This window comes from Moorena sp. SIO3B2 (assembly GCF_010692525.1).
GTDB lineage: Bacteria > Cyanobacteriota > Cyanobacteriia > Cyanobacteriales > Coleofasciculaceae > Moorena > Moorena producens.
Window position 1 is genome coordinate 1 of the sequence record NZ_JAAHHE010000022.1, and the last position, 15,009, is coordinate 15,009.

13 protein-coding genes are annotated in these 15,009 nt (G+C 43.6%); 6 read left to right on the forward strand and 7 right to left on the reverse strand.

The genetic code is table 11. The features are described 5' to 3' along the window. The coding region (chrA, locus tag F6K38_RS06990; RefSeq protein ID WP_502709568.1) for a chromate efflux transporter at positions 1–1,013 on the reverse strand (1,013 nt) is incomplete at its 3' end. 279 nt (positions 1,014–1,292) lie between these two features. Here chrA and F6K38_RS06995 point away from each other — a divergent pair. Continuing rightward, positions 1,293–1,838, forward strand: coding sequence for a pyridoxamine 5'-phosphate oxidase family protein (locus F6K38_RS06995; protein WP_008183943.1), 546 nt, complete (start codon positions 1,293–1,295; stop codon positions 1,836–1,838). A gap of 198 nt (positions 1,839–2,036) precedes the next feature. On the opposite strand, the gene F6K38_RS07000 is transcribed toward F6K38_RS06995, so the two are convergent. Next, positions 2,037–3,779, reverse strand: a complete 1,743-nt coding sequence (locus tag F6K38_RS07000; protein ID WP_008183946.1) for a SulP family inorganic anion transporter — start codon at positions 3,777–3,779, stop codon at positions 2,037–2,039. Positions 3,780–5,134: 1,355 nt separating this feature from the next. Between F6K38_RS07000 and F6K38_RS07005 the strand changes: the two genes are divergently transcribed. Then, positions 5,135–6,910 carry an N-acetylmuramoyl-L-alanine amidase gene (locus F6K38_RS07005; protein ID WP_008183948.1) on the forward strand — a complete coding sequence of 592 codons (1,776 nt, stop codon included), beginning with the start codon at positions 5,135–5,137 and terminating at the stop codon, positions 6,908–6,910. Between the two features lie 4 nt (positions 6,911–6,914). On the opposite strand, the gene F6K38_RS07010 is transcribed toward F6K38_RS07005, so the two are convergent. From F6K38_RS07010 to F6K38_RS07020, 3 genes are all read right to left on the reverse strand, one after another. Beyond that, positions 6,915–7,208, reverse strand: coding sequence for a DUF433 domain-containing protein (locus F6K38_RS07010; protein ID WP_008183950.1), 294 nt, complete (start codon positions 7,206–7,208; stop codon positions 6,915–6,917). Between the two features lie 220 nt (positions 7,209–7,428). Further along, entirely contained in the window at positions 7,429–8,715 is a 1,287-nt protein-coding gene (iscB, locus tag F6K38_RS07015) for an RNA-guided endonuclease IscB (RefSeq protein WP_008183953.1), read from the reverse strand. A gap of 440 nt (positions 8,716–9,155) precedes the next feature. Next, positions 9,156–9,329, reverse strand: coding sequence for a hypothetical protein (locus tag F6K38_RS07020; protein ID WP_154659776.1), 174 nt, complete (start codon positions 9,327–9,329; stop codon positions 9,156–9,158). Between the two features lie 259 nt (positions 9,330–9,588). On the opposite strand from F6K38_RS07020, the gene F6K38_RS07025 reads away from it, so the two are divergent. Both F6K38_RS07025 and F6K38_RS07030 read left to right on the forward strand, forming a co-directional pair. Next, entirely contained in the window at positions 9,589–9,792 is a 204-nt protein-coding gene (locus F6K38_RS07025; protein ID WP_008183956.1) for an NblA/ycf18 family protein, read from the forward strand. A 506-nt stretch (positions 9,793–10,298) separates the two neighbouring features. Next, the gene (locus F6K38_RS07030; protein ID WP_044493099.1) at positions 10,299–10,535 is read left to right on the forward strand and encodes a hypothetical protein; all 237 of its coding nucleotides are present in this window, start codon (positions 10,299–10,301) and stop codon (positions 10,533–10,535) included. 126 nt (positions 10,536–10,661) lie between these two features. Here F6K38_RS07030 and argZ read toward each other — a convergent pair whose 3' ends face one another. Next, positions 10,662–12,767: a bifunctional arginine dihydrolase/ornithine cyclodeaminase gene (gene argZ, locus F6K38_RS07035; RefSeq protein WP_044493102.1), complete on the reverse strand. Its 2,106-nt coding sequence runs from the start codon at positions 12,765–12,767 to the stop codon at positions 10,662–10,664. A gap of 146 nt (positions 12,768–12,913) precedes the next feature. Between argZ and F6K38_RS07040 the strand changes: the two genes are divergently transcribed. Continuing rightward, complete coding sequence (locus F6K38_RS07040) at positions 12,914–13,822, forward strand: phosphodiester glycosidase family protein (protein WP_287294335.1); 909 nt, start codon at positions 12,914–12,916, stop codon at positions 13,820–13,822. On the opposite strand, the gene F6K38_RS07045 is transcribed toward F6K38_RS07040, so the two are convergent. Beyond that, entirely contained in the window at positions 13,792–13,914 is a 123-nt protein-coding gene (locus tag F6K38_RS07045; protein ID WP_267872027.1) for a hypothetical protein, read from the reverse strand. The genes F6K38_RS07040 and F6K38_RS07045 overlap by 31 nt on opposite strands. 93 nt (positions 13,915–14,007) lie before the next feature. On the opposite strand from F6K38_RS07045, the gene F6K38_RS07050 reads away from it, so the two are divergent. Beyond that, complete coding sequence (locus tag F6K38_RS07050; protein WP_502708821.1) at positions 14,008–14,913, forward strand: phosphodiester glycosidase family protein; 906 nt, start codon at positions 14,008–14,010, stop codon at positions 14,911–14,913. The last annotated feature ends 96 nt before the right edge of the window (positions 14,914–15,009 follow it).

Consider the following 15,009-nt stretch of genomic DNA (forward strand, 5'->3'; position numbering starts at 1 on the left):
AGGAATCCACTTGCCCAGGGGGATTGGCGTAGCTTGGGCACCCAAGGATTGAGGATTCCGACTAACACAAAGGCAGGCAAAAAGATTCCAATTGTTGCAGCTACTGCGCCAACATTTCCATTCAGCAGATAGCCAATAAAGGTAGCAGTGGTAAACACAGGACCGGGAGTGACTTGACCGATTGCGATCGCATCAAGCAGTTGTTGGGAAGTAAGCCATTGATGGCGCTCTACTAAATCTTGTTGTAGAAACGCCAGCAGCACATAGCCACTACCATATAGAACGGAGCCAATTTTTAGGAAGAATAAGAACACACTAGCGGAAGATATAGAAGCAGCGGATGGTACACCGGTCTGTGCTAAAACACTAGAGAAAGGTATAAGTAAAGCACCTGTGATATTGTTTCCTCTACGCCAAAGGTTTTTAACTAGCATTACTGCAGCTCCGACCAACAGCAGTAATAGAATTTCATGGGTGCCTAAGAAGAAAGCGACAGTAGCTGCAACTCCTGCTACTGTGGTGGGAATATCTTTTGCTGCTTTTTTTCCCAACTTCCATAACGCTTGTAAAACAATGGCGATGATAACTGGTTTGATACCATAAAGGAGCCACTCTACCTGGGGCACACTCTGGTAACGGGCATAAATTGCTGCCATGATCCAGACAATCACCATTGCTGGCAAGATAAAACAAGAACCAGCAACAAACAGCCCTCGCCATCCCGCTCGCTCATAACCGATGTGAATCGCTAATTCTGTAGAGTTAGGGCCTGGAATAAGATTAGTAACTCCCAGTAGATCGAGCAGCTTCTCATGACTCATCCACTGTCGTCGCTTCACTACTTCATCATCCATGATGGCAATGTGAGCAGCTGGGCCACCAAAGGCAATTGTCCCCAATTTAAAAAAGACTAGTGCTAATTCTTTTAGTCGTTGCCCCTGTTGTTGTGGGGACAGTTGAGCGTCAGAACTGTTGTGTTGCTCAGGCTGAATATCGTCTATTTCGTTAGACACTGGTATGACTCCAAAGGCGTCAAGGTTAATATACCAAAGGGAACAGGGATTCGGGAATCGGGAGTCGGGAGTCGGGAATCGGGAATCGGGAGTTGGGAGTTGGGAGTTGGGAGTCGGGGTAATAAAATTTAATGTATAGTTATTTGCAGATAACTTATTATCGATAGTTGCGCGTAACGCATTAGCTGATAGATAAATTAGATAAATTAGATAACTGTGATCGCGTTTTATTTGCGTATTTTTATGATACAATATTACTAGAGTAATCTGTGGTAAACTATGGCTAAGTTTTACTCAGAAATCAATCAAGATTTAAGAGAGTTTATTGAGGAGCAAAAGATATTTTTTACAGCCACAGCTCCCCATCAAGGTCGTATTAACCTATCCCCCAAAGGTATTAACACTTTTCGGTGTATTGATAGTAGAACAGTGGCTTATCTAGATTTAACCGGTAGCGGTAACGAGACATCTGCTCATTTGCTGGAAAATGGCAGAATGACAATTATGTTTTGTAGCTTCACTGAAAAGCCATTAATTCTCCGCCTTTATGGTCACGGTCAGGTAATTCGACCTAGGGATAAGGAATGGGAAACAGTCTACTCCCTATTCAATAGCCTACCAGGGGAAAGGCAAATTATTGTATTGAATGTAGAATCTGCCCAAACCTCCTGTGGTTATGGTGTACCCTTGTATGACTTAAAAGGAGAGAGGGAAACTCTGCTCAAGTGGGCGAATAACAAGGGAGAAAAGGGAATTCACGAGTATTGGCAAGCCAAAAATACTGAGAGTATAGATGGGTTACCGACTAATCTTTTAGAGAATTAACAAGAATTTCGAATTTAAAATTTAGAATTGTAATTTTTTTTATTCTGCATTCTGCATTCTACATTCTACATTCTACATTCTGCATTCTACATTCTGCATTCTACATTCTGCATTCTGCATTCACCATTCTGCATTCTGCATTCTGCATTCACCATTCTGCATTCTGCATTCTGCATTCTGACAAACAACCAAACCAACTTATTGTTTAGTTTGGTCTAAATTAGCGGCAGCGCTATTGACCTCTATGGGATTTTCCTGGGCTAAATCACTATTGATATGTGATTGCTCTCCCGTAATCAAGGCAGTTGCTTGCTCTAATGCCTCGATGCGATCGCTAACTCGGTTTCTTGCTGGTAATAGTTCCAGGATTTTCAACTTTTCCAGCCTTTGATTAACCCTATCACTACCACCGACGATAAACACATCACGACGTTTGCCACGAGCCTCTTTAACCATATTCTCTATCGCTAGAGAAGCCGTCACTCCCAACAAGGTAACATCGCTCAGATCTAAGATCAGGACATCATACTTTTCCACAATCCCCATCCGCTGAGAGATAGCCTTGGCTGCACCAAAGCTCATTGGCCCGCCGAGACGGAATAGGAAAATTCGACCACGAGCCTGTTTCAGAAGCTGTTTTTCTTCATAGCTCAAACTATTTTCACCATCATCAGGAGCAGTAATTTCCTTGACCTGATCAATCTGTAGCTGACTGAGGTTTTTGACAGTCAACAGGTTGGCAATGAACACCCCAACGGCAACGGCTGTAATTAGGTCAACAAATACAGTCATGAATAACACTAAATACATTAATGCTGCTGCCTTGATGGAGACTTGATGGGCTCGTTTGAGGAAGCTCCAGTCAATAATATCGATTCCTACTTTAATCAAGATGCCCGCTAGTACAGCATGGGGAATACTTTGAGTCAGGCTTCCCGCACCCACAACAATCACCAGCAGCACTAGGGCATGAATCATGCCTGAAATCGGAGTTTGACCACCAGCCTGAACATTGATTACCGTCCGCATGGTAGCACCAGCACCAGGTAGGCCACCAAACAAGCCAGCAATCGTATTACCGATACCCTGACCAATTAATTCCCGGTCAGAGTCGTGCTGGGTACGGGTAATATTATCAGCAACCAGGGAAGTTAACAGAGAGTCGATGGCACCCAAGGTGGCTAACATTAGACCATAGCCAATCATGTCTTTGATTTGGCTGAAATTGAAGACTGGCAAATACAGCTTGGGTAAGCCTGTGGGGATTTCTCCAATCCGTCTGAGCTCGCTGTCTGGGAGGTCTCCGAAGAAGACAACCGATATCAATGTACAGACTATCAGTGCTAGTAGGGGGGATGGAATTAATCGATTCAGCCTCCGAGGTGATCCAAACATAATCACCAGAGTCAGGATTGCTAAACCGGTAGCGGCAAAATGGGGATTAGCCACGAACCTAGGAAAATCCAGGACAGACTGTACCACATTGGCAGAACTCGGATGCCCGAAAAATGGACCAATCTGTAACAGCAGAATGATCACACCAATCCCTGACATAAAGCCAGATATCACTGTGTAGGGCATCAGGGTAATGTATTTCCCCAGCCGCAACAGCCCAAATAAGATTTGAAATATCCCTCCTAGCATGACAACGGTGAATGCCATGGCTAGGCCAGTATCTGGGTTTTTAGCCACTAGCGCCGTAAACACCGTTGCCATCACTACGGTCATCGGGCCAGTGGGACCAGAAATCTGAGAGGGAGTACCGCCAAACAGAGCGGCAAACAGACCGACAAAAACAGCGCCGTAAAGACCATGAATTGCCCCAGCACCGGAGGATACTCCGAAAGCTAGAGCTAATGGTAGTGCGACAATTGCAGCAGTCAGACCACCAAAGACATCACCGCGCAAATTACGGAAATGTAAACCATTAACAAATTGCATGAGTGGGTAATTTAGTGAGAGAATAATACTTGCTCTAGGCCCACATCTAATTGATTCTTTCCATATAACTTGGAATTCCTACCATGATGGTATAGGAAAATCTAAGGGGTAGAGCCATCCAAATATAGAAACCAGGATTTACCTGGGCAACACTAAAGTATATGGCAGCAAGAATTGCTATAAGCAAGAATTGCTATATAAGATGCCTTAGAATTTTACACTAGAATTTTACACTGTTGGAGGTGAAACGGTTAAAATTATTAGTTAATGTATGGAGTCTACCACTAAATCAATCGATGCCTAGCACCAGAGACTCTGAATCTCCCCAGGGCACACAGATCTAAATTATAGAAACCTTACTCAGAAGCGATGCAGTGCGGTCTTGGGGGTTTACCCCATGAGCAACTGCATCAAGAGGTGCGACCCGTGGCGAATTTAATAATTAGATGCGGAAAGGGCACCTAACAAAGATTTAACAATTAATAAGCAAAAATACTTATTTTATCAATCTTATATCCAGTAGGCATTTCAAAATAACATACGTTTACCCTGCTGATCTCCCCAAAGAATAATTGAGCAAGGTTAGTGGGAGTATACAGAAGGATTGGTGGATTATTTCGCAAATTCTGGTGAAAAATTCCTGGAAAATCAATTACTCTGACTAGAGACTAAACACTCTTTGACTAGAGACTCGTCAATGGGACGATAGTTGTTGATCTCGCACTCAGGTTAAATCAGATTGGGATAGTCCTGGTAAGATTGGGCTAATTACTAGGATCCGTACAAGTCTTCATCCCCGTGTTTTTAAACCGGGGATGAAGAAACAAGCGCGACTAAAGTCGCCTAAAAAATCTTTCAGTAAAAGGTTGACACTTATATAGCGCCAGAGTATACTGAGAATATAGGGTAAAGGCTGAAAAACCGAGGGTGAGCCGGGAGAGAGACCCGTAACTTATTGACCTTAAAGTAGTAATGCCCGGAGGGTAGGGAAAATCCTCCTTAAAAACCCAATCATCAACTACCAATTGGTGTGTGAACCCAGAAAAATCACGCTTTGAGAAAAAAAAACGGTACGGTGGGGCACACCGGAACCGAGTGAAAAGGAAGGGAAACGGACTATGCACATGCACTTCCTATTAAGTAACTAAACGCCTAGGGAGAATCGCCCTCTGGGTCTGTCGTAAGTTGACTAAGAACTTGGTCAATACGGGTTTTTGGTTTAAGTACTGTCCTGTTTTTGGCGGCGTCAAAAATAGGAATACGGCGGTTTAAGGCGGCTCGTTGATCTAGGAATCCCCGCTTATACAAGGCCGGGGAGTGTCAATGGTAACCTATCCTGCTGTTGACGAGAAAGCATGCAAAAAATCCTGAGTTGGGCAATACTAGCTTCTGTGATTACATTACTTGTTTTACCTGTTTCGGCTGAGCAACCCCTTTTCCTGGCCTATCCCCCCCGTGAGCATAAAACTACTGCAGAGCAAATTTTCTTGATTGGTACTGCAGCCCCTACTTCACAGGTGCTGGTCAATGGTAAACCTATCCCCCGTAGCCAAAGTGGGAATTTTGCTCCTAGTTTCCCTTTGCAGCTGGGAGAAAATCGGTTTACCTTGCGCTATCTAAACCAGGAAATTCAAGTTACGGTAACTCGACTGTCTACTGAACCAGAGTTACCAGCAGGTTTGGGATTTGCGAAAGATTCCCTGACCCCAGCAGCAGATATTGCTAGATTACCTGGAGAACAGATTTGTTTTGGTGCGATCGCATCCCCTCGTGCTAGGGTTTCCGTCACCCTGGGCAATCAACAGATTTCCTTACTCCCTCAATCCCAAGATGCCCAACTTCCCTCCAATTTTGCTGTATTGACTGGTCAAAACCAACCTACACCTCGTGCAGTCATTAATAACTACGAGGGATGCGCTTTGGTATCACAGGTTGGAAATTTTGGCAACCCTGTGTTTCAACTAAATTTCAATGGCGAGAGAGTCAGTCAGCGGGGTACAGGTACAGTGGAAATTCTATCTCCTAACCGCTTAGAGGTGATAGAGGTAATAGAGGAGGCTGGGGTTGCCCGCACTGGACCGAGTACTAGCTATTCTCGCTTAACTCCTCTACCAAAGGGAACTAGAGCAGCAGTTACTGGTAAACAAGGAGACTGGTTACGTCTTGATTATGGTGCTTGGATTCGCCAGAAGGAAACCAAGGTGATTGCTGGTGCAACTCCCCCGAAGTCGATTATTCGCAGTATTACTTCCCGACAGGTACCTGGAGCAACAGAAATTCTCTTTCCCCTAGAGATACCAGTACCAGTGAGTGTGCAGCAGTCCGATAAAACCTTTACCCTAACGCTACATAATCTAACCGCTCAAACGGATACGATTTTCCTAAATGATGACCCAGTGATTAAGCGCCTAGACTGGTACCAAGTGACTCCAGACCGGGTGCAGTATAATTTTAGACTCAAATCTGAGCAGCAGTGGGGGTATGACTTGAGGTATGAAGGCACTACTCTCATTCTGTCTCTGAGACATCCACCAAACTTGAGCAGTAGAGGAATACTGGGTCTATCCACTCAACGGTTAGCAGGAATTAAGATACTGCTTGATCCCGGACATGGGGGAGCAGAAAAAGGAGCTAGGGGACCGAATGGGTATCCAGAAAAGGATGTTAATTTAGTAGTCTCGAAATTGTTGCAAAAGGAATTGGTACAACGGGGAGCAACGGTATATATGACACGGGAAACTGACAAGGATGTGTCATTACGAGACCGGATGGATATGATTCACGAACTAGAACCAACTATTGCCCTTTCTATCCATTATAATGCGTTACCAGATGATGGTGATGCCATTAATACTGCTGGGATCGGAATGTTTTGGTATCATGCCCAAGCCCACGATTTATCAGTGTTTTTGCATAATTATTTAGTCCAAAAGCTCCGGCGTCCATCCTACGGAGTATTTTGGAATAATCTCGCCCTAACCCGTCCTCACAAAGCTCCTTCGGTGCTGTTGGAATTGGGATTTATGATTCATCCAGTGGAATTTGAATGGATTAGCAATTCCCAAGAACAAAGGCAATTGGCTAATGCGATCGCAGATGGGATTACGGAATGGTTGGCTACTGTGGAGTAATGCACTAGGGAAAATCACGATTACTGAGGGGAAAAACTAATCGTGACCTAAGTTTGTTATACAGAGACGGATCAGTGCTTTGTAATGGTTGAGGCATGGCATCAAACTCTTCCTCTTCGACAGCGAGGTAAGTATCAATCTGATCAGGATTAGCTAAGTAGAAAGCGATCGCTCCGTAAACCTGTTCAAGGGTCAACAGTGGGAAAGATTGGACAATACTTTCCGGTGATAATCCGTTGCGGAAAGTATACACAACCGAGTCGAGAGAAATTCGTGTGCCTGCAATCGATGTAACCATCTAAATACGGGAAGGGGACTCCCGTTATAAACGTTAGTTTTAGCGGGTTTAAAGTTACCGTAAGATAGGGTCGCCTTATTAAAAAAGATTTAACCATGCATCTGCATAGCCCACTGACTCTAAAGGCTCCACAATAAACAGGTTTCGTCTCCGGGGAATTCCCGCAGGTCAATAAATTGTTCGCGTAGCGTGGCCTACGGCCAGCGATAGCGAATCGTTATTAATTAGACGCATACTCATAGCCGTCAGCCTTAAATATTGTTTTTAGATATTTTGGATGAACATCGATCTTTCTCTCAGGAACCATTAGTACAAAACTTGGACGATAACGAATAGCTATCCGACCTGTATACTGCCCGGCATATTTTCCTTTTTTTATGTTAGCTTTGACGATATCTCCTGTCTGAAAACCTTTAAAAAACTTAGCAGAAGGAGCATGAGCTTTTGGGAACCCGTATTTATTGGGTCGGCATCTTTGACGAACACCATGACCTTTAGCTGTTACTGTCAGTGGTTTTATTCCGTTTAGTAAAATTTTCCCAGGGGTAGTTTTACCTACACAAGCAGCATCGATCCAGTGAGCTTTTTCGAGACCCCTAGTCTTACGATTAAACTTAGTCAATCCACCCGAACCTGTCTCGACGGGTAATCCAGTTAATTTTAGTCTTCTCCATAATTCCCAACGGGTTGAGTTGACGGCTGCGGCATCTTTCAAAGGGGTTTTTGCTTTAGTTAATACTTTTTTGAGAATTGTTGGTTTTTTCTTTAAAAATTTCTCAATCGGGTCGTTGCCTTTTCTCTGATTACAACACCGACAAGCAAGAGTTAGATTGCTGACTCGATTACTGCCGCCTTTTGATTTTGGAACAATGTGCTCAACTTCTAAAGGCGTATTAATGGCACCACAGTAGACACAACTGTGTCCCCATTTAACAAGAAGGTACTCTTTAACCTCAAACCCATACAGCTCGCCATATTGATATTCAACTCCTGACACTTCTGGATTTTGCATTTTTTGAGTGTCAAACCGCACTAACTCTTGAGATATTGCAGTCACTGGACACAACTTCCTCAGTCGTCTCACCCAGGTCTCAATATTAAATATTCGACTCATTAGTGACGAAGGCAGCCACCCTTCTGGGCGTCTGCGGTTGAGAAATCGAGGTTTACGGTAACGAGTTTGCCTGCTTCTTCTACCTCGCCTTAAGGCTCTTCTGGACTCCAAAGAATTCTTGATGTTTTGTCCTCGATGGTTAATTTCTAATGCACCTGTCACCCGTCCAGTCTGTTCTTGAATGACAGCTATTCCGGTTGTTTTTGAACCAGGGTCTATTTTGATTCTGTGTGGATGAGTTACAGAATTATCAACACTCCTATCCTGCATGATAATAGTGAATGGATAGCGCTTAAATACTTTAGCCCTTCCTTTCTTGAGTAGTTCTCTAGCTCGTGCCGGGTGACATGGATCCAGAGTTTTTTTATCTTGATCTAAAACGAAAACTCGCATTACTTTGAACACTCCACAACGTGGGTAAAGTTTGCCTTGACAATGTTATAAGAGCTTTTTAGGTTAACAACACTTCCTTAACTCTCTACAGATGTTTAATTGTTAACAACAGAGCTGAAGGCTGGCACGCACCTACAGGTGTTATGACTCAAATAACGTAGACCATTATCAAGTCTTAGTCTGGTCAACTATGAGCTTCTACAAGCTCCCGCTATAGTCCCATAGGACTTAGCGGTGAGTTATTGACTGTCCCGATACTCTACATAGGTTTTAACTTCTATAACTGGCATAAACTTACCTTGAACATATCTATTTAGATCATATAACTGAAACAACTGATACAAAAAACTGAGATCAATACTGAGGCATTCTACTCTTGTCTGCCAATTATTCTGAAACTATCGATATAGCAATCAGAACTCAGATACCGCTAAGTATTTTTACTGACGATTTGGGGCTCCGGCTTCTCTGGATATCCCCTGAAGCGCGTTCGCGTAGCGTGACCTACGGTCAATCGCACAAGCGCGGAAGCTTCGCTTCATCGCGTAGCGTGACCTACGGTCAATCGCGTTCGCGCAGCGTCGGCTTTGCCGAAAGCGGTTCCAAAGGAACATCGCATTTTCTGGTTGCTTTACCGATGTGATAGTTAAGGATAGGTGTGGGTGGGATACAAAGTACCCGCAAGGGTACTGTAAAGTCTCGTAAAATTTGCCATCATAACTAGTAGAAAGCCTATTTACACTAATCCTTGCAGAAAAATCCCAACTCAAGGTGATAAGTAATTAAGGCGTCAAGCTACCCACTCGTAATTAACGTGGGTAATGGGTTCTAACCAATCCCTAATTTCTGGAAATTTATAGGAGTCAAATCATCATGGAAAAACATCAACCAATAGAATTTTCCCTAGAACAGGAGTTCAATCTTAAGGTGTTTGAGACGCAAATTCAAAATCTTGACCTTGAACAAGCAAAGAATCTGCTGTGCGAGCTCTATAGACAGATGTCAATTCGTGAAATTCATTTCAGGAATTTCGTTAAACAAAGTTTAATCGGAGATCCTCCACCTTGGAGTGAGTAAGCTCAGGGAGCAAGGTATGGAAGTAAGCTTATGTGCTACGCACACGCGTGCGCGTTCAGCTATCAGCTATCAGCTATCAGCTTGGCCTTGGTAAGCATTCGTTTAATTTATTGCCCATAGGCGCACGCTACGCTGGGTTGATTTTATGCATGATACCTGAGGGCTGACCGCTGAGGGCTGACCGCTGAGGGCTTAATGCTTACTTTTGCTTAATACGGAAAATTTTCCATTTAAATTCCGATTAGCTTAACCCAATTCTCCGGAATCCACAGCTAAATTACTGAAGAAACAATAAACACACCAGTTAGAGTCAAGGTGGCTGAGACAGCATAACATTATTAAGTGCATCACGTAGGTAGCAAGAAATACATTTAACATGACTGAATTGCTAAATTATCGATGAATTCAGCAACTCAGCAATTCAGAGTAATTTCTCACCTACTTACTGTTCAAATGCTCAGTTAACCAACGCTCTCTAGCTTTAATTCACAATCAAGGAGTATCCCATGGTAAAACAAATGTGCTGGTTATCGAGCTTTGGTAGTAATGAACATAAAATGTTGCACTTGCGGACTTCCCCTTATGAGGCTTGGCGTCCGTACACAGCTTTTCCCCAATATGCTGTCCCAGATTACCCAGTACCTGGCGGTTCTAAAGGCTGGGCAACTTATCAGAAACTAAGACTCTCAGACTGGGTTTTGGTTCCTAGTGACAATGAAACTATCGATTATAAAGCAAGTTAATAATTTAGTAATCAATGAAGAATGTAGAATGAAGAATGTAGAATTAAGAATGTAGAATGTAGAATGTAGAATGTAGAATTCTTAATTCTTAATTCTTAATTCTTAATTCTTCAACAGTTAAACTAATTACTTGACTAGATAAGGACTGGTTAACTTATCTAACTGCTGCACTAACAGGCTAAGGAATAAACCGACATCAGTGACAACACCAACAGATTCTACTGAACCGCGATCGCTTAATTTTGTCACTACGGCGGGGTTAATATCCACACAGACCATCTTCACTCCGGCTGGAGTCATATTGCCCACGCCAATAGAATGAAGCATAGTAGACAGCATCAAGATCATATCTGTCCCTTCCAATAACTTGGCATACTCTTGCTGTGCTTTAATCAAATCCATCTGGGTATCTGGCAGAGGACCATCATCTCGGATCGAACCGGCTAGGACAAATGGTACGTGATTGCGGACGCACTCATACATCACCCCTTTAGTTAATACACCCTGTTCTACCGCTTGGGCAATGCTACCGCAGCGACGGATAGCATTGATGACTTTGAGATGGTGGCGGTGTCCACCATGGACAACTACTCCTCGTTTCATATCCACACCCAAGGAGGTTCCCATCAGGGATTGCTCGATGTCGTGAACTGCGATCGCATTTCCCCCTAACAGCGCCTGAACATACCCTTGTCGAATCAAACGGGATAAATGTTCACTACCGCCAGTGTGAATTACCACAGGTCCTGCTGTCACTACTACTCTGCCCCCTTGGTCTCGGATTTGGCGCAGCTCCCAGGCAATTTGTTCCACTACTAATTCTACCCGGCGCTCACTAGAGACCCCAGATGCCATAAAACTAAATTCTTGCTGATTGCGTTGTTCACGGGATTGAGTTTTGCGCACCGTCCGGATTCCTTCTACTCCCAAGATCACCTGTTCTCCAACTTCCAAATCCCGCACCAGTTTACAACGAGCGATGACACCGTCTGGGGTTTCAGTTACTGCGATCGCACCATCCATGCGTTGATTTTGTACCTTAACCCACTCACAATTAACCCGTACTTCTGTAGGATAAATCGTAGTAACATAAAAGTCATCGGGAGCAACCCCTGCTTGAGTAACAGGTTCCAAGTTAGCATCACACACCTCTTGGGCAGGAGTGACAGCTCCTAGATCAATCAGCTTAGTCATAATCTCTGCCATCACCTCATGATCTGGTGCAGAGACTTTCAGTTCAGCATTAGAGGTGCTTTGCCGCTGTGTTCCTAGGTCGAAGTTAAGTACCTGGAAGCTACCCCCACCTCCTACAATTAAATCCAAGGCACGGCTGATGATACCAGAATCAAGCAAATGACCTTCCAAACGAATAATGCGACTTTCAACCGGTTGATTGCCATGGATTTCACTGCGGACTGGTTCAGTTACCCGTAAGGTTAGGCATTTAGCAGCACCACCAGCTTTCATAAATTCCGTCAAGGGGGTTTCAATCACCTCAAACCCAGCTTGACTGAGCCGATCTTTAAGGCGATCGCTAGCTTTGTTCATCACTACAAGTTGATCAATATTGACCGCATTGCAAGCAAAGTTCACTGCATCAGCTTCTGTGATTGCAATTCGTTTTTCCGGTGGTACCCGCATTTCGATTAAGCGGTTGGAATAGGAATCAAATGCTGGGGGATAGTAGAGTAAATAGCCACCACTCAGGGGACAGAAGCAAGTGTCCAAGTGATAGAAGCGTTGATCCATTAACCGCAGGGACACAACTTCAATATCTAACCATTTAGCAAGGTATGGATGGGAATCAAGTTCTGAGCGGAAGCCATAGCCAGCCCACAGCCAACGCCCTTCCCGGTCTAGCAGAGCATCCCCAGCTCCTTCAAACGGTAAGTCTTGAGGAAGTTCATAGACAGTGTAGCCATTGTCATCAAACCATTGCTTGAAATAAGGTTCTTCCCCCTGGCGCTCTTTGTGGAGGAAGCGGCTAAGCACCACATTCTTGCCCAAGACTAATCCCGCATTGGCTGTAAATACCATATCTGGCCAACCGGATTGAGGAGAAACTAAATCGACTAGGGCATGCTCTTTGATGACATAGTGAAGTTTTTGCCACTGTTCTACAGCGCGATCCCTCGATGACTTGTGAATATTTCCCTCCATCCAGGGATTAATCACATAATCCACATCGTAGTGGTCAGGGGGACACATGAGGAAGCGAATTGATTCTGTCATAGTCGATTTCTGATCTGGTAGATACCTACACGACCACGGTAAGTCAGCAATTAAACCAATGTCACGACAATTTGCCATTGACAGGCGAGTAGGTTAAGTTGGTGGATTAATCTTAGCTATTTTATCCATAAACTTATTATTGTACCATGAAAAAAATAATTATAACTAGACTGAAGGGAATTCTGCTTACCACTAGCATCAGTATTGTGAGCGTGCCAGTCTTGATCTATGGGGGATTGCTGGTCAAGCGTCCGTTTCGCAGCGACAAGCAGGAACAACTGTTCCAAGGCATTGTGTATCAAAGAGATGCTCGCAACTCACCCCGTCCGCTGATGGTACATACTGTTACCATAGACCTAACCGCACCAGGAATTAAACTGTTAGTAACACCAGGAAATAAAGTCGATAAAAATGAATTTACTGCCCGGACTACCTCGAAATTTGTGCGGGAGTTTAAGTTACAATTAGCTATCAATGGTAGTTTCTTTTATCCTTTTCGGCAGTATCCACCGAATTCCTATCCTAAAAGTGGTGATCCGGTCATAGTACAAGGCCAAGTTATCTCTGAGGGCAAATCCTATGCTCCTCCAAAAGCAACTTCCTCAGTGCTTTGTATTTCAAAGTTTATCCGCGCTCAAATTTATCAAAAACGTTGTCCTATAGGCACATCTCAGGGACTAGCCGGTAGAGAAATTTTACTAAAAGAAGGAAAGCCAGCAGTATTGGGAGGTCGTGGCGGTGAGAATTTATTTTCTCCCCGCACTGCTGTCGCTATTGATAAATCAGGCAAAACCTTGTGGTTAATTATTGTTGATGGTCGCCAGAAATTTTACAGCGAAGGAGTTAGCTTGGCTGAGTTGACTAAGATTATTCAAGAATTAGGAGCCGATAGCGCCCTTAATTTGGATGGGGGTGGTTCAAGCACTCTGGTAGTAGCAAATAATACTAAGCTACGGGTGTTAAATTCACCGATTCAGACCCGTATTCCTACGCGCCAACGTCCAGTTGCCAACCATCTGGGAATTTATGCTTTACCATTAGAGAATAGGGAGTAGGGAGTAGGGAGTAGGAAGTAGGGAGTAGGGAGTAGGGAATAGGGAATAGGGAATAGGGAATAGGGAGTAGGGAGTAGGCAAAAAAATATCACTATTAATTGAGGATTGTTATAGCTATTTTATACCAAAATATAGTATAAATCAAACCCATTAATATATAGTTTAAATGCACTCTAGCTTAGAGCATGAAAAAATTAAATATAACTAGAGTAAAGCGAATTCTGCTTACAACTAGCATCAGTATTGTGAGCGTGCCACTTTTGATCTATGGCACATTACTGCTCAAGCGTCCGCTTCCCACCGACAAGCAGCAACAACTTTTCCCAGGCATTGTGTATCAAAGAGATGCTCGCAAATCTCCCCGTACCCTGATGGTACATATTGTTACTATAGACCTAACCGCACCAGGAATTAAACTATTAGTAACACCAGGAAATACCATCAATAAAAACGAATTTGCTGCCCGGACTACCTCGGAATTTGTGCGAGAGTTTAACTTACAATTAGCTATCAACGGTAGTTTCTTTTATCCTTTTCGGGAGTATCCACCGGACTCCTATCCTAAACCTGGTGATCCGGTCAGAGTAGAAGGGCAAGTTATCTCTGAGGGTAAATCCTATGCTCCACCAAAATCAAAAAATTATTCAGTGCTTTGTATTTCAAAGCTTCTCCAGGCTCAAATCTATCAAAACCGTTGTCCTCTAGGGACATCTGAGGGAATAGCCGGTAGAGAAATTTTACTAAAAGAAGGGAAGCCAGCAGTATTGGGAGATAATACAGATGAGAAACTATTGTATCCCCGCACTGCTGTCGCTATTGATAAATCAGGCAAAACTTTGTGGTTAATTATTGTTGATGGTCGCCAGCGCTTTTACAGCGAAGGGGTTACTTTGGCTGAATTGACTACTATTATTCAAGAATTAGGAGCCGATAGCGCCCTCAATTTGGATGGGGGTGGTTCCACCACTCTGGTAGTAGCAAATAACAATAAGCTACGGGTGTTAAATTCACCGATTCAGACCCGTATGCCTACGCGCCAACGGGCAATTGCTAACCATCTGGGCATCTATGCTTTTCCGGTAGACAAATAATGATCAACAACGTTAAACCTTAACCCTTCAACACTTCAACTTTAAACCTTAAACCTTAAACCTTAAACCTTCAACACTTAAACTTTCAACCTTCAA